Annotated in this window: 26 protein-coding genes; 10 read left to right on the top strand and 16 right to left on the bottom strand. The window is 70.1% G+C overall.

From position 1 onward, the window contains the following. Positions 1-491: 491 nt before the first annotated feature. Entirely contained in the window at positions 492-959 is a 468-nt protein-coding gene (locus ACFQ6S_RS15930; RefSeq protein WP_383408863.1) for an ArsI/CadI family heavy metal resistance metalloenzyme, read from the bottom strand. A gap of 28 nt (positions 960-987) precedes the next feature. Next, positions 988-2,364, bottom strand: coding sequence for an FAD-dependent oxidoreductase (locus tag ACFQ6S_RS15925; RefSeq protein ID WP_383408860.1), 1,377 nt, complete (start codon positions 2,362-2,364; stop codon positions 988-990). A gap of 151 nt (positions 2,365-2,515) precedes the next feature. Here ACFQ6S_RS15925 and ACFQ6S_RS15920 point away from each other — a divergent pair, with 151 nt between their 5' ends. After that, a complete protein-coding gene (locus ACFQ6S_RS15920; protein ID WP_383408857.1) occupies positions 2,516-2,893 on the top strand; it encodes an ArsR/SmtB family transcription factor in 378 nt (125 codons plus the stop codon). A 45-nt stretch (positions 2,894-2,938) separates the two neighbouring features. On the opposite strand, the gene ACFQ6S_RS15915 is transcribed toward ACFQ6S_RS15920, so the two are convergent. From ACFQ6S_RS15915 to ACFQ6S_RS15895, 5 genes are all read right to left on the bottom strand, one after another. Next, positions 2,939-3,274, bottom strand: a complete 336-nt coding sequence (locus tag ACFQ6S_RS15915) for a YnfA family protein (RefSeq protein WP_383408854.1) — start codon at positions 3,272-3,274, stop codon at positions 2,939-2,941. Between the two features lie 19 nt (positions 3,275-3,293). Beyond that, positions 3,294-3,605 (bottom strand): hypothetical protein, encoded by a 312-nt coding sequence (locus ACFQ6S_RS15910; protein WP_383408851.1) that lies wholly within the window; start codon positions 3,603-3,605, stop codon positions 3,294-3,296. Beyond that, a complete protein-coding gene (locus ACFQ6S_RS15905) occupies positions 3,586-4,053 on the bottom strand; it encodes a MerR family transcriptional regulator (RefSeq protein WP_383408848.1) in 468 nt (155 codons plus the stop codon). The genes ACFQ6S_RS15910 and ACFQ6S_RS15905 overlap by 20 nt, the downstream gene beginning before the upstream one ends. Then, complete coding sequence (locus ACFQ6S_RS15900; RefSeq protein ID WP_383408845.1) at positions 4,053-4,364, bottom strand: hypothetical protein; 312 nt, start codon at positions 4,362-4,364, stop codon at positions 4,053-4,055. Before ACFQ6S_RS15900 ends, ACFQ6S_RS15905 begins: the two co-directional genes overlap by 1 nt. A 193-nt stretch (positions 4,365-4,557) precedes the next feature. Beyond that, complete coding sequence (locus tag ACFQ6S_RS15895) at positions 4,558-5,223, bottom strand: class I SAM-dependent methyltransferase (protein WP_383408842.1); 666 nt, start codon at positions 5,221-5,223, stop codon at positions 4,558-4,560. Positions 5,224-5,323: 100 nt separating this feature from the next. On the opposite strand from ACFQ6S_RS15895, the gene ACFQ6S_RS15890 reads away from it, so the two are divergent. From ACFQ6S_RS15890 to ACFQ6S_RS15880, 3 genes are all read left to right on the top strand, one after another. Beyond that, positions 5,324-5,659, top strand: coding sequence for an ArsR/SmtB family transcription factor (locus ACFQ6S_RS15890; protein ID WP_383408839.1), 336 nt, complete (start codon positions 5,324-5,326; stop codon positions 5,657-5,659). Continuing rightward, the gene (locus ACFQ6S_RS15885; protein ID WP_383408836.1) at positions 5,659-6,372 is read left to right on the top strand and encodes a cation transporter; all 714 of its coding nucleotides are present in this window, start codon (positions 5,659-5,661) and stop codon (positions 6,370-6,372) included. The genes ACFQ6S_RS15890 and ACFQ6S_RS15885 overlap by 1 nt, the downstream gene beginning before the upstream one ends. Before the next feature lie 85 nt (positions 6,373-6,457). Next, positions 6,458-7,234: a sulfite exporter TauE/SafE family protein gene (locus ACFQ6S_RS15880; RefSeq protein ID WP_383408833.1), complete on the top strand. Its 777-nt coding sequence runs from the start codon at positions 6,458-6,460 to the stop codon at positions 7,232-7,234. 130 nt (positions 7,235-7,364) lie between these two features. Here the strand turns inward: ACFQ6S_RS15880 and ACFQ6S_RS15875 are convergent, their stop codons facing one another. Both ACFQ6S_RS15875 and ACFQ6S_RS15870 read right to left on the bottom strand, forming a co-directional pair. Then, a complete protein-coding gene (locus ACFQ6S_RS15875) occupies positions 7,365-8,132 on the bottom strand; it encodes an aquaporin (RefSeq protein ID WP_383408830.1) in 768 nt (255 codons plus the stop codon). Then, on the bottom strand, positions 8,129-8,437 hold the full coding sequence (locus ACFQ6S_RS15870; RefSeq protein WP_383408827.1) for an ArsR/SmtB family transcription factor: 309 nt from the start codon (positions 8,435-8,437) through the stop codon (positions 8,129-8,131). Before ACFQ6S_RS15870 ends, ACFQ6S_RS15875 begins: the two co-directional genes overlap by 4 nt. Before the next feature lie 92 nt (positions 8,438-8,529). Here ACFQ6S_RS15870 and ACFQ6S_RS15865 point away from each other — a divergent pair, with 92 nt between their 5' ends. From ACFQ6S_RS15865 to ACFQ6S_RS15850, 4 genes are all read left to right on the top strand, one after another. Beyond that, positions 8,530-8,943, top strand: a complete 414-nt coding sequence (locus ACFQ6S_RS15865) for an arsenate reductase ArsC (protein ID WP_383408824.1) — start codon at positions 8,530-8,532, stop codon at positions 8,941-8,943. Next, positions 8,940-9,935: a thioredoxin-disulfide reductase gene (gene trxB / locus ACFQ6S_RS15860; RefSeq protein WP_383408821.1), complete on the top strand. Its 996-nt coding sequence runs from the start codon at positions 8,940-8,942 to the stop codon at positions 9,933-9,935. Before ACFQ6S_RS15865 ends, trxB begins: the two co-directional genes overlap by 4 nt. A 17-nt stretch (positions 9,936-9,952) precedes the next feature. Next, on the top strand, positions 9,953-10,276 hold the full coding sequence (gene trxA, locus ACFQ6S_RS15855) for a thioredoxin (protein ID WP_383408818.1): 324 nt from the start codon (positions 9,953-9,955) through the stop codon (positions 10,274-10,276). Positions 10,277-10,350: 74 nt separating this feature from the next. Next, positions 10,351-11,784, top strand: a complete 1,434-nt coding sequence (locus ACFQ6S_RS15850; RefSeq protein WP_383408815.1) for an FAD-dependent oxidoreductase — start codon at positions 10,351-10,353, stop codon at positions 11,782-11,784. A gap of 148 nt (positions 11,785-11,932) precedes the next feature. On the opposite strand, the gene ACFQ6S_RS15845 is transcribed toward ACFQ6S_RS15850, so the two are convergent. Continuing rightward, complete coding sequence (locus tag ACFQ6S_RS15845) at positions 11,933-12,859, bottom strand: hypothetical protein (protein ID WP_383408813.1); 927 nt, start codon at positions 12,857-12,859, stop codon at positions 11,933-11,935. 263 nt (positions 12,860-13,122) lie between these two features. Between ACFQ6S_RS15845 and ACFQ6S_RS15840 the strand changes: the two genes are divergently transcribed. Both ACFQ6S_RS15840 and ACFQ6S_RS15835 read left to right on the top strand, forming a co-directional pair. Then, positions 13,123-13,818 carry a helix-turn-helix domain-containing protein gene (locus ACFQ6S_RS15840; protein ID WP_383408810.1) on the top strand — a complete coding sequence of 232 codons (696 nt, stop codon included), beginning with the start codon at positions 13,123-13,125 and terminating at the stop codon, positions 13,816-13,818. Next, positions 13,811-14,473, top strand: coding sequence for an arsenate reductase ArsC (locus ACFQ6S_RS15835; RefSeq protein ID WP_383408807.1), 663 nt, complete (start codon positions 13,811-13,813; stop codon positions 14,471-14,473). The genes ACFQ6S_RS15840 and ACFQ6S_RS15835 overlap by 8 nt, the downstream gene beginning before the upstream one ends. A 37-nt stretch (positions 14,474-14,510) precedes the next feature. Here ACFQ6S_RS15835 and ACFQ6S_RS15830 read toward each other — a convergent pair whose 3' ends face one another. The 6 genes from ACFQ6S_RS15830 to ACFQ6S_RS15805 all read right to left on the bottom strand — a co-directional run bounded on the left by ACFQ6S_RS15830 (position 14,511) and on the right by ACFQ6S_RS15805 (position 20,860). Beyond that, the gene (locus tag ACFQ6S_RS15830; protein ID WP_383408804.1) at positions 14,511-15,416 is read right to left on the bottom strand and encodes a ClpX C4-type zinc finger protein; all 906 of its coding nucleotides are present in this window, start codon (positions 15,414-15,416) and stop codon (positions 14,511-14,513) included. Between the two features lie 46 nt (positions 15,417-15,462). Beyond that, positions 15,463-15,822 carry a heavy metal-responsive transcriptional regulator gene (locus ACFQ6S_RS15825; RefSeq protein WP_383409293.1) on the bottom strand — a complete coding sequence of 120 codons (360 nt, stop codon included), beginning with the start codon at positions 15,820-15,822 and terminating at the stop codon, positions 15,463-15,465. 139 nt (positions 15,823-15,961) lie between these two features. Then, positions 15,962-17,494: an ABC transporter ATP-binding protein gene (locus ACFQ6S_RS15820; RefSeq protein WP_383408802.1), complete on the bottom strand. Its 1,533-nt coding sequence runs from the start codon at positions 17,492-17,494 to the stop codon at positions 15,962-15,964. Then, a complete protein-coding gene (locus ACFQ6S_RS15815; protein WP_383408799.1) occupies positions 17,491-18,330 on the bottom strand; it encodes an ABC transporter permease in 840 nt (279 codons plus the stop codon). The genes ACFQ6S_RS15820 and ACFQ6S_RS15815 overlap by 4 nt, the downstream gene beginning before the upstream one ends. Further along, the gene (locus ACFQ6S_RS15810) at positions 18,327-19,325 is read right to left on the bottom strand and encodes an ABC transporter permease (RefSeq protein ID WP_383408796.1); all 999 of its coding nucleotides are present in this window, start codon (positions 19,323-19,325) and stop codon (positions 18,327-18,329) included. Before ACFQ6S_RS15810 ends, ACFQ6S_RS15815 begins: the two co-directional genes overlap by 4 nt. Beyond that, positions 19,310-20,860 carry an ABC transporter substrate-binding protein gene (locus tag ACFQ6S_RS15805; RefSeq protein WP_383408793.1) on the bottom strand — a complete coding sequence of 517 codons (1,551 nt, stop codon included), beginning with the start codon at positions 20,858-20,860 and terminating at the stop codon, positions 19,310-19,312. Before ACFQ6S_RS15805 ends, ACFQ6S_RS15810 begins: the two co-directional genes overlap by 16 nt. Positions 20,861-21,115 lie beyond the last annotated feature (255 nt).

Genomic DNA, 21,115 nt, shown 5'->3' with positions numbered 1-21,115 from the left:
TGACCTGTTGGGGCTCTCTGGTGAGGAGCCGGAGCCGGCCGCCCGTGGTGGGGGCCTGGTCGGCTACTCACGGCATTGCGAAACTCATGCGCTCGTCTACAGGGCGAAGCGGACTTGTGCCCAGTGTCAGGGGTCACGGGCCACGTCAATCTGGCGTTAGAAATGGCTTCCTGCGGATCAAGAGTCCTGGAGCGATCTTGATGGGTGGTTCCGGGCGCTGCTTCGGTGTCCGGAAACGCCTGGTCGGAGCGGGTGTTGCTTCGTGCTGAGTCCACGCGTGACGGCCTCTGCCGCATCATCCGCTCACGCATCGCTCGCGCACGGCGGTCGTTGAACAGCCCATTCAACGTCGCCGCCGCCTGCTCGTCTCAGTCTGCGGGCCTCAGCTGATGATCCGGGTGTAGCGCAGGGCGGGCAGGACAGCGCGAGGCAGTGGCCAGTCCCCCGTCCCGGTCACGGCATCGCTTGTGTGGAGGTCGGTCTTCGGCGGATCAGCAGCAGCCGCCCGCGACGGCCGGCTCCTTCAAGACGGTGTCGGCCGAGGCTGGGTCGGCGCAGCAGGTGCTGCCCGGCTGCTTGGTCAGGGAGTCCGCGTCGGCCTTGACGACGTAGACCTCCCACGGCTCCTGGCCGGGGCCGTGAACCCAGACCTTGTCTTGGAGGGCGTAGCAACAGGTGGTGTCGTTCTCCATAGCGGTTGCCAGGCCGGACTCGCCCAGTCGTGCGGTGGCGGCGTGGACGGCCTCGGTGCTGTCGACTTCCACGCCGAGGTGGTCCATGCGGGTCGCCTCGCCCGCGCTTCCTTCGATCAGGACGAGCTTGAGCGGAGGCTCTGCGATGGCGAAGTTGGCATAGCCGTCGCGGAGTTTGGCGGGCTCGGTGCCGAAGAGCTTCGTGTAGAAGGCCACGGATTCGGCGAGGTCGGGGACGCGGAGGGCGAGCTGTACGCGGGATGTCATGGCGAACCTCCTTGGGTGGGTGGGGTGTTCAGCAGCCGCCGGAGGTAGCGGTTGCCGGGGTGCCGATGCCGATCTGGAGGGTGGTAGGGGCGGCGCAGCATCCGCCGCCGGACTCCGCGGAGTTCTCCGGCTCGTCGAAGAGGCCCGCGCCGCCGCACACGCCCGTTTCCGAGAGGGTGAGTTCGACGCGCTCAGCGGCCTCGTGGTCTCCCGCGATGGCGGCGGTGATGGAGCGGACCTGCTCGTAGCCGGTCATGGCGAGGAAGGTGGGGGCGCGGCCGTAGGACTTCATGCCGACCAGATAGACGCCCTGTTCGGGGTGGGAGAGCTCGCCCACGCCGTGCGGGTAGACGGTGCCGCAGGAGTGGATGTTCGGGTCGATGAGCGGGGCGAGGGCGGTCGGGGCCTGGAGGCGCTCGTCGAGGCCGAGGCGGACCTCGGAGAGGAAGGACAGGTCGGGGCGTAGGCCGGTCAGGACGATGACCTCGTCGACCGCGTCGACGCGACGGCCGTCCTCCGCGACCAGGACGAGCTGGTCGCCCTCCCGGTCCACAGCCTGGGTACGGAACCCCGTGACCGCGCTCGCGTGGCCGGCCTCGACCGCGGCCTTGGCGCGCAGGCCGAGGGCGCCGCGGGCGGGGAGCTGGTCGGCCTCGCCGCCGCCGTAGGTGTTGTCGCTGATTCCGCGGCGCAGGATCCACACCGCATGCGTGCCGTCGTTCTCCTTCGCGAGGTCGGCGAGGAGGGCGACGGCGGTGAAGGCGGAGGCGCCGGAGCCGACGACCGCGGTGCGCTTGCCCGCGTAACGGGCGTGCACGGCGGGGGCGCTCAGGTCGGGGACGCGGTATGTGATGTGGCCAGCAGCGGCCCTCTCGCCGAGGGCGGGCAGGCCGTCGGCACCCATGGGGCTGGGAGTGGACCAGGTGCCGGAGGCGTCGATGACGGCCCGTGCGGTGATCCGCTCCTCACTCCCGTCGGCGGACTGGATGTGGACGGTGAAGGGCTGTTCGTCCCGGCCAGAGTCGACGATGCGGTCGCGGCCGGCGCGGGCGACGCCGGTGACCGTGGCGCCGTAGCGGATCTTGTCGCCGAGGCTTTCGGCGAGGGGCTGGAGGTAGCGCTTGGCCCAGTCGCCGCCGGTCGGGTAGGTGGCGCCGTCCGGGCGGGTCCAGCCGGCGGGGGCGAGGAGCTTCTCGGCGGCGGGGTCGGTAACCTCTGCCCAGGGTGAGAAGAGCCGCACGTGCGACCACTGGCGTACAGCGGTCCCGGCGGACGGTCCGGCCTCCAGGACCAGGGGTTCGATGCCGCGCTCGACGAGGTGGGCGGCTGCGGCCAGGCCGATGGGGCCTGCTCCGATGACCACGACGGGCGGCTGGTCGGTGGTGGGCACGCTGGTGATGGTCACGGCCACGAGGCTCCCTTTGTTTCGACGTTTGTCGATGTCTTACCCGGCCAGAGTGGCACCTGATTAGATAATCGTCAACATAGACATCTGTCGAATTCGGTAGGGTGGTGGCCTCTGGTCAGCCTGGTTCGATGTATGTCAACATAGATGCATGTCGAATACGAAGGTGCTGCCGCTGCTGGAACCCGAGGCCACCGAGGCCGTGACGCCGTGCTGTCCTCCGCTGACCGAGCGCCCCTTCACGGCCGAGGAGGCCGAGACGGCCGCGCGGATGTTCAAGGCCCTGGGAGACCCGGTGCGTCTTCGGCTGTTCTCGGCGGTGGCCTCGCATGCGGGCGGCGAGGCGTGCGTGTGCGACATCTCCGACGTCGGTGTCTCCCAGCCGACCGTCTCCCACCACTTGAAGAAGCTCAAGGAGGCCGGGCTGCTCACCTCCGAGCGGCGCGGTACCTGGGTGTACTACCGGGTCGAGCCGTCGGTGCTGGCCGCAATGGGCAAGCTGCTGACCATCGCGCCGGCCACGGTCTGACGATCACGCCGGCAAGCGACCGAAGAGTCCCTGTTCGGAGGCGGGTCAGTTGCCGCGGGGCGCGTACATCAGAACAGCCATGCCGGCCAGGCAGATGAGGGCGCCGATGATGTCGTAGCGGTCGGGGCGGTAGCCGTCGGCGATCATGCCCCAGGCGATCGATCCGGCGACGAAGATGCCGCCGTAGGCAGCCAGGACGCGGCCGAAGTTCTCGTCGTGCTGCAAGGTGGCGACGAACCCGTACAGGCCGAGCGCGATGACCCCGGCCCCGGCCCAGATCCAGCCCTTGTTCTCGCGGACGCCCTGCCACACCAGCCACGCGCCGCCGATCTCGAAGAGCGCGGTGACAACGAACAGGGCAACGGAACGCGCAACGGTCATGTGCGGGACTCCAAGCAGGTCACCGGCGCCCTCTGACGGCCAGAGCGGTCTTGCCGGCGTAGCCGCACGCGGAGGCTGCGACGGTAGGGGAGCAGGAACAGCCGGATCGAGCCCGGCGTCGGCCCAGCCACCACGTTCCGGCTGCCGCCCCGGCCAGAGCCAGGGCGAGGGCGGGTAGCCAGCCGACCACCGCTGCGGCGCCACCGCCCAGCACTCCGGCCGCGATCAGTGCGGGCAGCAGACAGCAGGCCGCGCAGGCCAGCCCGGCCAACGCCCCCAGGGCTCGGGGAGCGCGGGCGGTGCGGCGAGGATCAGCAGCAGGATCCGCCATGGCGTTCCTCCTCGGCGAGTTCGGCGAGTTCGGCGAGTTCGGCGAACGGCAGGGGACAGGACGGGCTGGTCGTGCAGACGGCCAGGTCGTCGCACCCGGCGGCCAGGGCTTCGGTGAGCGAGGCGCGGATGACGTCCAGATCGGCGATCTTCGCGTCGATCTCGTCGATCTTCTGCCGGGCACGCTGCTGGAGCCCGGCTTCGCCACGACCGTGCCGGTGCGCTCCCGCTTCCAGCAACTCGGCGACCTCGTCGAGGGTGAAGCCCAACCGCTGCGCGGCCTTGATCACCCGCAGCGTGGTCACCGCGTGCGGCGGATACATTCGGTGTCCGCCATTGGACCGCTGCGGCTCGGGCAGCAGCCCGCGCCGCTCGTAGTAGCGCAGGGTCTGAGGGTTCACTCCGGCGGCTTCGGCGACTTGCCCGCTGCGCAGTGCCTGAGCGTTCATCACCCGGCCCGAGCGGTCTCGGCTCGCACCGCGAGCGCCTCCACCACCGCGGCATGCTCGGCGGGCGCGCTGATGTCCATCAGCAGCCGCTCGGCCTCGCCGCCATGGAAGGTGAAGGTGAAGAAGGAACAGCAGCCGGTCTCGCTCTGCGCGAGCGTGCGAGCTCGTTCCTCCGCCACACGGTCCAGCACCAGACGCACATGTCCGGGCTCCCGCCGGTCCAAGTCGAGCAGTGCGGTGGCGAACAACGCGTCGAACTCCGCGGCCCGCAGGGGCTGCTCGGCGGTCGGTAGTGTGCATGCTTCCGGCACCCAAGGCTCCATACCGGCACCTTCAATCGATCAATGCCGCATCCGGCGGAAGCGGCCTCGCACTCGACGGTAAACCTGTACCTGGGTACCGGATGCAACCCGTCACACAGTGGAGCCTTAGGAGGGCCGGGGCATGAGCGCCCTGGCTCCCGGCGGCGTTTCGCTGTTCGGGCAGGCCACCTGGTTTCGGTGATCACCGAGGCAGGGTCTGGGTGATCCGCCACAGCCGGCGCGGAAGCTCGCCTTCCTCGAAGCCGTGTACCTCGTTGAGGGTCCAGCCGTCGGCAAGGGCGTCGACGAGAAGTCGGTCGAAGAAGTGCACGGCGAAGCCGCCGTGCTCGTAGATTTCGTCATCGTGGGCGGTGCCGGTGCCGTAATGGGCGTCCCCGGTGTGGCGGACCGTGTACACGAAGGCGCCGCCGGGCCGCAGGACGCGGCCGACCTCGCCGACGAGGGCGTGGATCTCCTTCGTGGAAAGGGCCATGCACAGCAGCATGTGCGCGAACACCGCGTCCACCGAGGCATCCGGCAACGGCAGCGGCTCACGGACGTCGTGCACGGTGACAGTCACGCGATCGGCCACCCCCTGCTTCCTGGCTGCGGCCCGCAACTGGTCGAGGCCGGTGGCAGAGAAGTCGGTGGCCTGGATGGTGAAGCCCTCGCGGGCGAAGTAGAGGGCGTCGCGGCCGTGGCCGGCGCCGAGCTCGACGACGTCACGGGTTCCGGCAGTACGGTAGACGCCAGCTGCGTGGACTGCGGCTGCCGACGGCTCCTCGCCATACATACCGGGGTGAGCGGTGTAGGTGTGCTGCCAGTGCGCCTGCTGCACATCGGCCAGCTCCTGCCGATCATCAGTCACGAATTCCTCCTCTCACGGGCTGTGCCGAGCGGCCCGTGGTCCGCCCCTCCCAGCGTAGTCCACGGTTTCCTGAATTCAGGATTATCTGTACTGTCATGGTGTGCTGACCGTTGCCTCTGACATCGAGGTGCTGGCCCGCTTCGGCCGCGCGCTCGCCGACCCCATCCGCTGCCGCATCCTGCTGGCCCTGCGCCAGGCCCCCGCCTACCCGGCCGACCTCGCCGACGCCCTCGGTATCTCCCGTACCCGGCTGTCCAACCACCTGGCTTGTCTGCGCGATTGCGGCCTGGTCGTCATCTCACCCGACGGCCGCCGCACCCGCTACGAACTCGCCGACGAACGCCTCGGCCACGCCCTCGACGATCTGCGGGCCGCAGTGGTCGCGGTGGAGGCCGACAAGACCTGCCCCGACGCGGTCACGAAGGGCTGCTGCTGATGACCGCGATATCCCTCGGCCCCTCCCCGGCCCGCCGCGAGGCGCTGGCCCGTCGGATACGGCTGCTGGTCGCCGCGACGATCACCTACAACGTCATCGAGGCCGCTGCAGCCCTGACGGCGGGCACGATCGCGTCGTCCACCGCGTTGATCGGCTTCGGCCTGGACTCCGTCATCGAGGTCTCCTCCGCCGCCGCGGTGGCCTGGCAATTCTCCGCCCGTGACCACGCCGTCCGGGAAGCCCGGGAGCACAGGACGCTGCGGATCATCTCGGTCTCGTTCTTCGCGCTCGCCGCATACGTGACCGTCGACGCCGTCCGTGCCCTGGCCGGCACCGGCGAGGCGGACCGTTCCCTGCCGGGCATCGTGCTCGCCGCCCTCTCTCTGGCGGTGATGCCGTTCCTGTCCGCCGCCCAGCGTCGCGCCGGACGCGAACTCGGCTCGGCTTCCGCGGTCGCCGACTCCAAGCAGACTCTGCTGTGCACCTATCTATCGGCCGTGCTGCTGGCCGGCCTGGTTCTCAACGCCACCCTCGGCTGGTCGTGGGCCGACCCCGTCGCTGCCCTCGCCATCGCCGCCATCGCCATCAAGGAAGGCCGCGACGCCTGGCAGGGCAAAGGCTGCTGCGCCCCTACGGCTGCCCCCACGTCCACCCCGTCGAACGACGACGCGGACGCGTGCGGCTGCCAGCCCGGCTGCACCTGCTGCTCATGAACATCTCGTTGCAGGCCACTCTCGGCCCCGTCCGAAGCATTGATACTGGCCGGGCGATCGGCAAGCGGGGGCGAGGGTGGACTGGATGTGGGCGGGAGGGCTGGTCGTCGGCCTGCTGATCGCGACCGTGACCGCCCCGGTCGGCGTGTCCGGAGCGGTGTTCCTCCTCCCGGTCCAGCTGAGCGTCTTCGGCGTGCCCAATCCGGCGGTCACCCCGACCAACCTGCTGTTCAACGTCGTCGCCGGACCCGGCGCTCTGTGGCGCTATCGCCGCGACGGCGCCCTGCGCGGCGACCTCGCCCGACGCCTGGTATTGGGCACGCTCCCCGGCGTCGTCCTCGGCGCCGCCATCCGTGTCTTCGCCTTCCCCGGCCCGGGCGTCTTCCGCCTCCTGATCGCCGCTCTGCTGCTGCCGCTTGGCCTGTGGCTGTGCCTGCGCGCCCTCACCCCGGCACACCACCGAACGCCGCCCGCAGGCGAGTTGGCCCCGCGTACGCTCACGGGTCTCGCGCTGGTGGTCGGAGTGGTCGGCGGCATCTACGGCATCGGCGGCGGCTCCCTTCTCGGGCCGATCCTCGTCGGACGCGGCCTGCCCGTCGCACGTGTCGCCCCGGCAGCGCTCGCCGCCACGTTCGCCACCTCGCTGGTCGGAGCCGCCGCTTACGCCCTGCTGTCACTCGTGAGCTCCGGAGACGTCGCCCCCGACTGGTGGCTCGGGCTCGCTTGCGGCACCGGTGGCCTGATCGGCGGCTACCTCGGCGCACGCCTCCAACCTCGCCTGCCCGAACGGGCTCTACGGCTCTTGCTCGGCGGCCTCGCCGCAGCCCTCGGCGCTTTGTACGCCGCCCAGACACTGAAGTGAGTCCCACGGGTCTCGACAATCCCCGCGGGAGCCTGCGGCCAGGGCCCTGTGCGCGTAGGTCGGCGAGCTTGCGGCCTGCTTTATGGACGGGGATGACCAACGGCGATCGCCGCTGTCTGCGTGCTGTGGCTCATTCGGTCGATCGCCCGGGCATGAAGACGAGGGCCACCAAGGCCAGTCCGACCACGCCGCCGACGAGTTGCATACCGATGAACCCGGCGAGCGAGCCGGGCGCGATACCCGCGAAGGTGTCGGTGAAGGCGCGGCCGATGGTCACCGCCGGGTTGGCGAACGACGTTGACGAGGTGAACCAGTAGGCGGCGCCGATGTAGGAGGCGACGGCGACTGGGGCGTACTGCAGGCGGTTGGCACGGGCGAGGCCGAAGATCAGCAGGATCAGGCCCGCGGTGGCGACGACCTCGCCGAGCAGCAGGTGTCCGGCAGAGCGGTCGTGCGTGGACCACTTCACCAGCGGTTCGCCGAACATCGCATCGGCCATGATGGCGCCCGCGATAGCGCCGACGATCTGCGCGGGGACGTAGACGGCGACCTCACGTGGCGTGACTCCGGCGCCGCCGCGGCGGGAAGTCCACCACTCGGCGAGCGTGACGACGGGGTTGAAGTGGGCGCCGGAGACCGGGCCGAGCAGGAGGATCAGGATGCCGAGGCCGAAGACGGTGGCTGTGGAGTTGGCCAGCAGCTGTACGCCGACGTCCTCGGTCAGTTTGGTGGCCTGGATGCCGGAGCCGACCACGACCGCCACCAGCAGCGCGGTGCCTATGAGTTCGGCGGAGGCCCGCGCGACCAGCGGAGTGGCGCCGGGGGCGGGCTCGACAGACTCGGGTACGGGAGTGGCTGGCGCGGATTCCGCGGTCGAGGCGGCTTCGGCGGGGGTCATGGGCAGGCCCTCTTGTTCTCGGCGGCGGTGCGAGCGGACTCGGCCAGGTCGGCGAACTGGCCGGCGAGTTGGGCGATGACGTCGGGCTTGAGCCGGTAGTAGGTGAACCGGCCGCATGGCTCCGTCTCGACGACCCCGGCCTCGCGCAGCACTCTGAGGTGGTTGGAGAGGTTGGTCTGCCGGGCGCCGGTCTCCTCCACGAGGTGGGTGGTGCACAGCGTCTCTTTGGCGAGCAGGGTCACGATCTGGAGCCTGAGCGGGTCGGCCAGAGCCCGGATCAGATCAGTGTCGACTGACGTCATCATGGGCTGATACTGTCACATCAGTGGTGGCTGACACCACCGGGTGCTGATGTCATTTGCGCCTGATGCCGTCGTGAGACAAGAGAGAACCTCCGATGTCCGACAAGCCCTCCGTGCTGTTCGTCTGTGTCCACAACGCCGGCCGTTCCCAGATGGCCGCCGCGTGGCTGACTCACCTGGCCGGGGACCGCGTCGAGGTCCGCTCCGTCGGCTCCAACCCGGGCGCAGGCGTCAACCCGGCCGCCGTCGAGGCCATGGCCGAGGTCGGCATCGATATCTCCGCCGAGGTCCCGAAGATGCTCACCGTGGACGCGGTGAAGGAGTCGGACGTCTGCATCACGATGGGTTGCGGCGACACCTGCCCGGTCTTCCCCGGCAAGCGGTACCTGGACTGGCAGCTGGAGGACCCGGCGGGCCAGGGCGTCGAGGCCGTCCGCCCGATCCGGGACGAGATCAAGGTGCTGGTCGAGGGCCTGATCAAGGAGATCGCGCCGGAGTCCCAGGCATGAGCACCGCGGCCAACACGACTGGCGACGTCCGCAACGTCATCGTCATCGGTTCCGGTCCCGCCGGATACACCGCCGCCCTCTACACCGCCCGTGCCTCGCTCAAGCCGCTGGTCTTCGAGGGCGCGGTCACGGCCGGCGGCGCGCTGGTGCAGACGACCGAGGTGGAGAACTTCCCCGGCTTCCGCGACGGCATCCTGGGCCCCGAGCTGATGGACAACATGCGGGCCCAGGCCGAGCGCTTCGGCGCCGAGCTGGTCTCTGACGACATCGTCGAAGTCGACCTCACCGGCTCAGTCAAGACCGTCACGGACAGCGCGGGTACGGTCCACCGGGCGAAGGCCGTCATCGTGGCGACCGGCTCGCAGCACCGCAAGCTGAACCTGCCCGGCGAGGACGCGCTCTCCGGCCGCGGGGTTTCGTACTGCGCGACCTGCGACGGTTTCTTCTTCCGTGAGCACGACATCGTGGTGGTCGGCGGCGGCGACACGGCGATGGAAGAAGCCACCTTCCTCTCCCGCTTCGCCCGCTCCGTGACCGTCGTCCACCGTCGCGACACCCTGCGGGCCTCCAAGACCATGCAGGACCGCGCTTTCGCCGACCCAAAGATTTCCTTCGCCTGGAACCGCGAGGTCGCCGAGATCCACGAGGGCGGCGGCAAACTCGCCGGGCTCACCCTGCGCGACACCGTCACCGGCGAGACATCCGAACTCGCGGCCACCGGCCTGTTCGTCGCCATCGGCCACGACCCGCGCACCGATCTGGTCACCGGCCAGCTGAACCTGGACGACGAGGGCTACCTCAAGGTTGCCTCCCCCTCTACGCGCACCAACATCCTCGGTGTCTTCGGTGCGGGCGACGTTGTCGACCACACCTACCGGCAGGCGATCACCGCGGCCGGCTCCGGCTGTGCAGCCGCCCTGGACGCCGAGCGGTACCTCGCTGCCCTGAGCGACGCCGCCACCGCAGGCGAACCGGCCGTAGCCGCCGTCTGACGCCCCGGAAGAAGACCATGCCTCTCAAGAACGTCACCGACGACTCCTTCGAGCAGGACGTCCTGGCCGGCGACAAGCCGGTCCTGGTCGACTTCTGGGCCGCCTGGTGCGGCCCCTGCCGCCAGCTCGCCCCCTCGCTGGAGGCGATCGCCGCCGAGCACGGCGACAAGATCGAGATCGTCAAGCTCAACATCGACGAGAACCCGGCCATCGCCGCCCGGTACGGCGTGATGTCCATCCCGACGCTGCACCTCTACCAGGGCGGCGAGGTCGTGCAGACCATCGTCGGCGCCAAGCCGAAGGCGGCCCTCGAACGCGAGCTCGCCGACCACCTCGCCTGACACGCGACGCCGGTGGGGGCACCCGCAGTGCCCCACCGGACACCCTTTCTCCGATCTCCGACGGAGGTTTCCCGGTGGCCAGCAAACGCATCGTCGCCATCGGCGGCAGCGACGCCGGCATCAGCGCGGCCCTGCGCGCCCGCGAGCTGGATCCCGACAGCGAGGTCACCGTGGTGGTGGCCGACGCCTACCCCAACTTCTCCATCTGCGGCATCCCGTACTACGTCTCCGGCGAGGTCGGCCACTGGAGCGAGCTGGCCCACCGCACGCTGGCGGACCTGAAGGCCACCGGCATGCAGGTGCGCACCGACACCCACGCCACCGGAATCGACGTGACCGGCAGGCGGCTGACCGTGCGCGATGCCGAGGGCCGCGCCGAGGAGCTGCCGTACGACGCACTGATCGTGGGCACCGGCGCGGTCAGCGTCCGCCCGCCCATCGAGGGGTTGAGCGGACCGGACGCGCTCGGCCCGCAGGACGGCGTCCACCTCCTGCACAGCATGGGCGACACCTTCGGGATCATGCAGACCCTCGCCGCGCGCCGCCCGAAGTCGGCCGTCGTCATCGGCGCCGGCTACATCGGCCTGGAGATGGCAGAGGCCCTCACCATCCGCGGCCTCAACGTCACCCAGATCGAAGCCCTGCCCGAAGTCCTGCCCACCGTCGACCCCGACCTCGGCGCCCTCGTCCACGACGAACTCACCTCCCACGGCGTCGAAGTCATCACGGGCACCAAGGTCTCCACAATCACCCGCGACCCCGGCAGCGACCTCCTTCACGTCCGGGCCACCGGGCCCGACGGCAGGACGTTCACCCGCGGCACCGACCTCGTCCTGGTCGTCGTCGGCGTACGCCCCGACACCGCCCTCGCCGCCACGGCCGGAGCCCGGCTCGGTGTGAAGGGCGCGATTGACGTCGACGAGTACCTGCGCACCTCGCTGCCCGACGTCTACGCGGCCGGGGACTGTGCGATCACCCATCACCGCCTCCTCGGCAAGACCTGGCTGCCGCTGGGCACGACCGCCCACAAGCAGGGCCGGATTGCTGGCGAGAACGCGCTCGGCGGCAGCCGTTGGTTCGCCGGCAGCCTCGGCACACAGGTGGTCAAGGTCTTCGATCTCGTCGCCGCCCGCACCGGGCTGCGCGACCACGAAGCCGCGGACGCCGGCCGGGGCTGGGATCCGGCCACCACCGCCAGTCGCCCCGACGACCACAAGGCGTACTACCCCGGCGCAACCCCGATCTCCATCCGCGTCACCGGCGACACCGAAAGCGGCCTCCTGCTGGGTGCCCAGCTCGTCGGACGGCTCGGCGCGGAGATCTCCAAGCGCGTGGACACCTACGCGACCGCGCTCTTCCACGGCATGCCGGTCGACGGCCTCAGTGAACTCGACCTCTCATACACCCCGCCACTTGGCTCCCCCTGGGAGGCGGTCCAGGCCGCGACCCAGGCATGGATGCATGAGCACCACCTCGACGTGCAGCGCCGCATGCTCGGCGTCTTCTGACGCCTCCGTCCCCGGAACGTCGTTTCTTGTCACTGAGTAGCTCAGTTGGCCGTTCTGGTGCTCAGCCTCCATCTGGTGAGGGTCGTGAACTCCTTGATGATCGTTCGATGACCACAGCACCTCCTGAAGGGCGCCGCGTTTGGGGCTGCTATTCGCGCGGCTCGCGGCGAGCCTCTCCCCGACGGCCGGGCCGAAGGCTCCTTACCGTAGTCGGCTGCCTACGTGGGCGGCCGAGATGTGAATGGCTATCCCGCGCCGACCGTGCCCGAGGTCGGCGACTGGCACCGCGTACGCGCTGAGCGGTGCCGGCCTCGTCCGTGGCACCCGGAAGGCCCCGCCGGATCACCATGACGACCGCGGCAACGATGGCACTCACGGAGACGGCGAGCCCGCCCAGACTGGTGATCGCGCCAGTCACCCACTGCCACAGGTCCTTGGCCCAGGAGAACCAGCCGCTGTCGTTGAGCGGCGCTGCCACGTCGACGCGCGACGTCACAGGCGGCTTCTCGATGAGCACGGTATTGCTCTCACGGAAGTAGGCGGTCACGGTGAGAGCCACGCTGACCTTCCCGGCGCGCTGTGCACTCACGTCCCACATCCAGGTTGCCCTGTCGTTCTTGGAAAGGACGTTCTGGCGCTCGGACGACAGCGGCGTGCACCGCACTCCGGCGCCCGAGCAATGCAGCTTCACCCCGATCTGTGTACCCGTACTCACCGGGGCCTGCGCCTCGCCGGGCCCGGTCCGGCGCCAACTGCCCCGGACGTCGACGCGGAACGAGCGCGGTTCCGCACCTGCCACGAGCCCTAAGGATCTGGCGTCCGTGTAGACAAGTTGGCCCTTGAAGAGCTGCTGGCGGGCCTGGCCGATCTCTTCGTTGTAGGTTCTCTGGCTTCCGGACCCGTCGTTGCTGCTGTCCAGGGTCACGAACAGGCCCGAGACAAGGGTGATCAGAAGCGCGAGCGTCGGCCACGGGAAGCAGCCGAGTCCACTGGAGACCGGGGCCGGGGCCTGCGCTGACCACTGCCGCCTGTGGGCGTGAGTCGGACTGGGCTTCGGCCCGGATGGTGCGGCCATGGCTCCCCCGCGGATGTCGAGTACTGCGAACCTGCCGAACGCTGTCTCTCGCAGGTGGCTCTATCGTCGCCCAACTGCCGGACTCACCGTTGCCGTTCGGGCATTGCCACGGTGGCTGCGGCTCTGCGGCCGATAACGAGGTGGATGGCTGCTTGCGGCCAGTGGTGACGCCCAAATGGACCGCTGCAGAGGTCAGCCACATCCCTCCTTGGGGCTTGCTGGACTGTTGACATTCCGAAGTTAGCTCAACGAGAATTGAGTCAATGAACGCTGAGTGGTTTGAATCGATGGTGGCGCGAGCACAGCGGCACGCGGCACTGGGGGAACCTGCGCGCCTGGCGATCATCGACCGTCTGCTGCTGGGCGACGCCTCACCCGGCGAACTCGGCCAGGAGCTGGGCGTGCCCAGCAACCTCCTGGCCCACCACCTCAGGCTGCTCGAACAGGTCGGCCTCATCGAGCGGTCCCGCTCCGAAGGAGACCGACGACGCACCTACCTGCACCTCCGCGTGCAGGCCATTGCCGACACGATGCCCACACCCCTGCGCACGGCACCCCGCGTGGTGTTCGTCTGCACGCACAACTCCGCGCGCTCCCACCTCGCCGCCGCCCTCTGGAAGCGCCACAGCACCATCCCGACCGCCTCGGCGGGAACCGACCCCGCGCGGCGCGTCCACCCCCGCGCCGTCACGGCCGCACGCAAGCACGGCCTCTCCCTGGCCCCCGCCCGCACGGCCCACATCGACCAGACGCTGCAACCGGACGACCTCGTGGTCGCCGTCTGCGACAACGCCCACGAACAACTCGGCACCCGCCTCCCGGACCGCCTGCACTGGTCAGTCCCCGACCCCACCCGCACCGGCACCGACGACGCCTTCGCCGACGCCCTGAGTGATCTCGCCGACCGGGTCGACCGGCTGGCGCCCGCCGTCCGACCTCCTGGAGGCAGCGATGACTGAGACCGCGTCTTTCCCGCCCCGCAACCTGAGCATCGACCAGCAACTCGCCCTGCGCACCGCCGCCACCCACCTGCGCCGCCAGTTCGACGGCACCTTCGGCGAGGAGACCATCGAGCGGTTCCTGCGCTCCAGCTACGACCAGTTCGCCGGCCGCAGCACCATCCCCAACTACCTCCCGCTGTTGGCCGAACGCTTCGCCCGCCAGCGCCTGCACGCCCTGGCCAAGGTCGAAGGCCACATCACCGACGGCAAGCCCGTCGTGCTCTTCCTCTGCGTCCACAACGCCGGCCGCAGCCAGATGGCCATGGGCTTCTTCCAACACCTCGCCGGCGAGGGCGCCGTCGCCTGGTCGGGCGGATCCGAACCCGGAAACGAAATCAACCCGGCAGCCATCAATGCGATGAGCGAGCGCGGCATCGACATCTCCCGCGAGTTCGCCAAGCCCTGGACCGACGAGATCGTCCGCGCCGCCGACGTCGTCGTCACCATGGGCTGCGGCGACGCCTGCCCCGTCTTCCCCGGCAAGCAATACCTCGACTGGACCCTGGACGACCCTGCAGGCCAGACCGTCGACAACGTCCGCCCCATCCGCGACGAAATCGAACGCCGCGTCCGCGGCCTCCTGGCCGAGCTCGGTGTCCCGGCACAGCAATGACTGCCCCAGGTATTGTTCGAACGCTTCGACCTGAGCCCTACCTGGAGGTGGCGCCCGCGCGTTGAGCGAGGATCTCTCCGCACAGCGTGACGCAGTCCGCGCAGATCCACACGTCCGGGCCGGCAACCAGGCGGCGTTCGTCGCCGCCCGGCTTGCCGCAGAAGGAGCAGCGTGCGGAGGCGTCGTCGGGGCGGCGCTTGCGGCGGGTCCGGCGTCCGAAGGGAATGCGGGGGACGTTGACGTAGCAGTGGAGTTGGCGCTTGATGTCCGCCACGTCGACGCCGAGGTCATTGAGGACCCGGCGGGCGCGGGAGCCGGGGTTGGTGGCGATGACCGCGAGCAGCTGCGGGGCGTTGACCACGATCGGGGCGCACGTCGGGGTCCGCTCGGTCGCCAGCTGCTCGGCGGCAGCCAGGGCGGCTTTCGCCTCGCCGGAGAACACCGGGTCGTCCACCCTCGTCGAGTCGGCCGGGTAGTCGAACAGCCGGCGGCTCGTTCCACGGATCTTGTCGCGGGTGACGCCGAGCTGCTCCAGCGTGGCGGCGGCCACGCCGTCGGCGAGCAGGCCCAGGAGGAGGTGTTCGGTGCCCGCCTCGGCCGATCCATCGGCCTCGGCGGCGGCCAGCGCGGCGGACAGACCGCTCTCCAGGTCGCGTCCCCGGATGAGGCCGACGGCCGGAGGGCCTTCGGTGAGGCGCTCGACGCGGTCGGCGTACTTCTGACGGGCCGCCTGACGCGAGACGCCGAGGCGCTCGCCGATCACCGTCCAGGAGTGACCGGCTGCCCGCACCTGGCGTACGACCTGGTCGACGGCTTTGTCTGCCTGACCGGACAAGTCCTGGGTGACGGCGATGACGGCGTCCAGGAGGGCGAGTTCGTCGTCGCTGCTGACGCGGGCGTGGGCCGCTGCGATGAGCTGCTCCACGGTGGGCTCTCCGCTCATGCTGACAACCGTAGATTGTCATAAACCGGGCGACAATCCCTCGTTGTCACTTTTCCGCCGGGGTGCCGATGATGCTGCAGATACCGGCGTCGGAGCACGTGCTCGGGTCGGTGGCGGCGGCGCGTTCAGCCAGGCCGCGAAGCGCAGAGCGGGTCTTGCGCAGCTCGGCCATGCGCCGCTCGATGTCCGCGAGGTGCTGCTGGATCAGGTCCGTGACGTGAGCGCACGGCGCCTCGCCCGAGTCGCGCAGGGCGAGGACCGAGCGGATCTCGGCGAGCGTGAGGCCGGCCGACTGGGCGTCGCGGATGAAGGCGAGTCGGATGCCGGTCTGCGGCGGATAGTCGCGGTAGCCGCTCGACGTGCGGGGCGGTGCAGGCAGCAGTCCGGCCTGCTCGTAGAAGCGGATCTACTTGGGCCCGGGCGGCGACGTATTCGGCCAGCCGAGTCGCGTGGTGCCATGCCTGCGACTGGGCTTCGAGATGCTTCATGCGGAATGCCTCCATAGAGCTGCCAACTCCTTCGTGGGGGCTCACACGTCTTGATGGTCAGCCGCCGGGTGCAACACCCGTCGCCAGCGCGGCGGTTACCGGGTGCGTGGGGGAGCTGAACAGCCGTGCGGTGGGGCCCGACTCGACGATGTGGCCCTCGGACATCACGACGACAGAGTCCGTTCGGTCGGCGACCAGATGCAGGTCGTGACTGACGAGGATCAGCGACAGGCCGCGCCGGTCGCGGAGTTCCGTCAGCAGGTCCATGACGGCGACGGCGGTGTCCGCGTCGAGCGCGGAGGTGACCTCGTCGCAGATCAGGACGTCAGGGTCGGCTGCCAGTGCACGGGCTATGGCGACACGTTGGCGCTGTCCGCCGGACAGTTCGTGGGGGTACCGGTCGGCGAAGGCGGCGGGCAGCCCGACCTGCTCCAGGAGTTCCAGGACGCGGCTCGGGGCCGCGTCCCGGTCCGTCCGGCGGTGCAGCAGGAGCGGGCGGCGCAGGGCCGCTCCGATCGTGCGACTGGGGTTGAGGGTGCCGAGCGGGTCCTGAGGTACGAGTTGCAGGCGGCGGCGCTGGTGGCGGGAGCGGCGGTGGGCGGCGGGGGCGAGGCGAGTGCCGTCCAGGTCGACGGTGCCGGCGGTGGGGCTGTGGAGGCCGACCAGGGTGCGCAGCAGGGTCGTCTTGCCGGAACCGGAGGCGCCGACGATGCCCAGGCTGCCTCCGGCGGTGAGGGTGAGGGCGATGTCGTGCAGGACGGGGATGCGCCGGCCGCGGTGGGCGTGGGCCGCGTGCAGGCCGGACACGGTGAGAGTGGGTGGGCCGTCGGGCGGGATGCGAGCCGGCTCGGGTGCGACCTGCCGTACGGTCGCCTTCGGGCGTATGCCGCTCAGGTCCACCACGTCGTCCGCGAGCCGGTCGACCAGGTGCGGATCGTGGCAGGACAGGCCGATGGCGATCCGATGGCTTTCGGCGAGGTGACGCAGGAGGTCGGCGATCTCGTCGCGTAGCGCCGGGTCGAGGCCGGCCGTCGGCTCGTCGAGCAGGAGCACCGCGGGGCGGCGGGCCAGGGCGCGGGCGAGGGCCACCCGGCGCTGCTGGCCGCCCGAAAGCCCTCCGATGCGTCGGTCCGGCAGACCGTTGTCGACAGGTAGACGCACTTCGGCAAGCTGCGCCCGGACTGCCTCGGGGCCATTCTCCACGGCGACTTCGGCGAGCAGGCGGCGCACCTTCATCCGTGGGTTGAGGGCGGAGCCGGGGTCCTGGCCAACGAAGGCGAGGCGGTGCCGGCGCAGGGTGCGCAGGGCGGGGGCGGGAAGGGAGAGGGGGTCCTGCCCGAGGACCGTGATGCTGCCGGCGGTGTGTTCGGTGTCCGGGGGCAGGGTGCCGGTCACGGCGCGCAGCAGAGTCGTCTTGCCACAGCCGGAGGGGCCGACGACCGCGGTGATACGGCCGGGGCTGAGCTCCAGGTTGGCTCCGTCCAGTAGCAGACGGCCGTTCGGGGCGGTGACCGTCAGAGCCGAGACGCGCACCACGCTGTCCCCATCCGACGCTCGGCTGTCGGAGTACCAGTCGGGCATGTGGTTCACAGTGCGGGCACCGCCTTCCGGCCGGTCATGGGGACGAGGGCGGCGGCCGCCAGGTTGACGCTCATGGCGAGCAGGCCGATGGCGATGCTGGGGGCGAGGACGGCCCAGGAGTTGAGGAGGATGCCGCCGGAGTTCTCGCGGATCATCAACGCCCAGTCGGCGGCCGGGGGTTGAGGGCCAACCTGGAGGAAGCCGGCGGTGGCCACCAGGTACACCGCGGCCACGAACCGCAGCCCGAACAGCGCGAGCAGCGTCGCCCGCAGGTTGGGCAGCACTTCCCGGACCACGAGGTACCACAGCCGCTCCCCGCCGACGGCCGCTGCCTCTACGTACCCTGAGGCCGCCACCGGCGCGGCCGCACCGGCGACCAGGCGCACCGCGTACGGCACGCCCAGGAAGAAGGAGGCGGTCACGACGGCGAGTCGCCCGCCGTCCGGCCAGGACAGGGCGATGAGGAGGATGCCGAGCACGGCGGGCAGCAGCATCAGCACGTCGGCGGCGCGCTCGACGATCCGCCCGACGGTCGGGCGCAGGGCGCTGATCGCGCCGAGCACGGCGGCCGCCGCCGTGACGAGGACGGCGACGAGCAGTGAGGTGACGACGAGTTCGCGCCCTCCGGCGAGGACGCGGCTGAGCACGTCGCGCCCCAACTGGTCGCCGCCGAACAGGGCTTCGCTGCCGGGTTCCGCGTACGGCGCGGTGACGGGGGCATCGATGGCGTGCGGGGCGAGCCAGGGGCCGGCCAGGGCGAGGGCGGTGAGCAGCAGGGCCGGCAGGACGCGCAGGGCGAGGCGGCGACGTGCGGTAGCGGCGACGGGCACGGTGGTGTCGGTCATGCTCGCCCTCCCGAGGCCCAGGCGCGTACGAAGTCGGCGAGTAGCAGTACGCCGGTGATGACGACTCCGGTCACGGCGACGACTCCGGCGATGACGGGGCTGTCCCGGTCGGCGACCGCGCCGGCGAGGACGGAGCCGATACCGGGGTAATTGAAGATGGTCTCGACCACGACCGCGCCGCCGAGCAGCATGCCGGTGGAGGTGGCGATGCCGGCCGTGATGGTGGGCAGGGCGCCCGGCAGCAGGTGGTGGGTGAGGATGCGGTGGCGGGGGAGTCCGTCGAGTACGGCGGTCTCGATGTGCGGAGCCTTGGCCTCGTCGGCGAGGGCGGCCCGCACGATACGGGTGTTCCAGCCGATCTGCGGGATCGCCAGGGCGAGGACGGGCAGCACGAGCATCTCCCAGGAGGAGGGCGAGCCGTCGGCGTCGGTGAGAGTGACGGCCGGCAGCCAGTCCGTCCAGAGCGCGAAGACGAGGACGAGGGCGACCGCGACGACGAACTCGGGCAGGGCGAGGATGCCGGTGGCGCTCGCCGACACGGCTCGGTCCAGCGGCCCGCCCGGCTTGGCCGCCGCCGAGCAACCGAGGGCGACCGAGGCGACGAGAGTGAGCAGCAGGGCGAGCCCACCGAGCAACAGGGTGTTGGGGAAGGGCCGGGAGAGCAGATCGGCGACCGACTCCCCGCGCGCGGAGGTGCCCAGGTCGCCGGTGGGCAGGCCGGTCATCCAGTCCCAGAAGCGTTCGAGGACCGGCCTGTCCAGGCCGAGTAGATGACGCCGCTCGGCCAGGTCGGCGGCGCTTTCCCCGCGTTCGGAGGTGGCGTTGGCGGCGTCGCCGGGAAGCAGTTCCACGGCGGCGAACACGACGGCGAGCAGCACGGCCAGCAGCAGGATCCTGCGCACGACCACACCGGCCACGTGCAGGGCAGCTTGCATCAACTGCCCTGCCGTCGCGGCCGGTTCGCGCTGTGCCGTCGTGGTCAGCGAGCCAGCCATGCCGTCTCGAGCTGGACGCGCCCATAGCCGGGCAGGGTGGGCAGGTCGCGCACGGCCGCGCCCGCCAGGTCGATGCCGTCGGCCATGCCCCAGAGCAGGTAGCCGGACTCGTCGTACTCGATCTGCTGGAGCTCGTGCAGCACCTTCGTCCGCTCCGCCGCGTCCTTCGTCGCCATCGCCTTCTTGTAGGCGGCGTCGAACTCGGCGCTCTTCCAACCGGCTTCGTTCTGGCCGGAGTCGGACACCATGGTCTTGCTGGCGAAGAACACCACGGAGTCGTTTGTGCCCCAGTATGTGGTGTACAGGTCGCCCTTGAGCCAGGTCTTGTCCCAGAAGGTGGCCGACTCCTGCTTGACGACCTCGACCTTCACCCCTGCCTCGCGGACCTGGGAGGTGAACAGCGTGGCCGCCTCGGCGAGACCCGGAATGTCCTCGGTGGTCAGCAGCTTGTACGTCTTCGACATGTCGAAACCGGCCTCCTTCAGCAGTGACTTGGCCTTGGCCAGATCCCGCTTGCGCTGCGGGATGTCCTTGGCGTAAGCGGGGTCGCCGGTGCCGAGGATGTCGTTGGCGACCGTGCCGTAGCCGGAGAGCACCTGCTTGACCATGGCGTCGCGGTCCACGGCCAGCCGCAGCGCCTCTCGTACCTTCGCGTCCGCGAATGGTCCGTCGGTGGTGCGCATGACGATCGGCATCGCCATGTCGTTGGGCCGCCGGACGACCTGGATGTCGCCGCGCTTCTCGGCCGTACGGGCAGCCACCGCGCCGACGTTGGAGGCGACGTCGATCTGCCCGGCCAGCAGGGCGTTGGCCATGGCCTGGGGGCTCTCGAAGATCTTGACCTCGATGGCGTCGAGGTACACATCGCCGCCGTACCAGTTCTTGTTGCGGACGAGGCGGGCGTTGCCGGAGCGGAACCAGTCCAGCTTGAACGGGCCCGTGCCGGGCGCCTTGCCGAGGTCCTTGTCCGCCGTGTCCTTCTTCAGCACGAACGTCGTCAGGCGCGTCAGCTGAGGCAGTTCGGCGTTGGCGTAGTCGGATACGAGTACGACCGTGTCGTCGCCCTCGGCCTTGATGTTCTCCGGCTTGATACCCGGCAGACGGGACGCGCCGGCGGGGGTGTTGCGCAGCCGCTTCAGCGACCAGACGACGTCTTCGGCGGTGACCGGGGTGCCGTCGTGGAACTTCGCTCCCTTGGCAAGGGTGAAGGTCCAGGTCTTCAGATCGTCGGATGGCTTCCAGGAAGCCGCCAGCCGGGGAACGGTGTTGGGCTTGGTGCCCGGGACCGTCAGGGTGTCGTGGACGAGGGAGATGATCAGGTAGTCGCTCTCGTTGGCCTGCGTGCCGTGCGGATCACGGGTGATGGCCGAGGCGCGGCCCAGCGCGCCCACCCGCAGGGTGCCGCCACGGCGGGGCTTCTCGCCGGCCTTCGCCGGCGAGTCGGATGAGGTCTCGTCGCCGCCGCACGCGGCGAGAAGCGCGGTCGCTCCGATCGCGCCACCGGCCCACAGTACTTGACGCCTGTTCACGTTCACTTACGACCTCGTTCCAGCTCGCACGGGTGCAGATTGCTTAGGTGTGCCTACCCTAAGAAGATCCTTTGTGCAAGCCATGCGGAGTCATTTCCTCGCCTTTGCCGGAGCGTCAAATGGGCGCACGGGGGCACGGGCTGGCACGAACGGCGCGGTTGCGTCGCATGAGCGGCGCATCAAGAGGGTTAGGGTTGCCTAACCTAAGTCCCGATGGTACGTTTTCGGCCGCGATCGCACAGCTGACCCACAGGAAACGAG

The organism is Streptomyces sp. NPDC056479, assembly GCF_042795335.1.
In the GTDB taxonomy this organism is placed as follows: domain Bacteria; phylum Actinomycetota; class Actinomycetes; order Streptomycetales; family Streptomycetaceae; genus Streptomyces.
The sequence above is the reverse complement of the archived record's forward strand: the minus strand, read 5'-3'. Positions and strand labels throughout refer to the sequence as shown.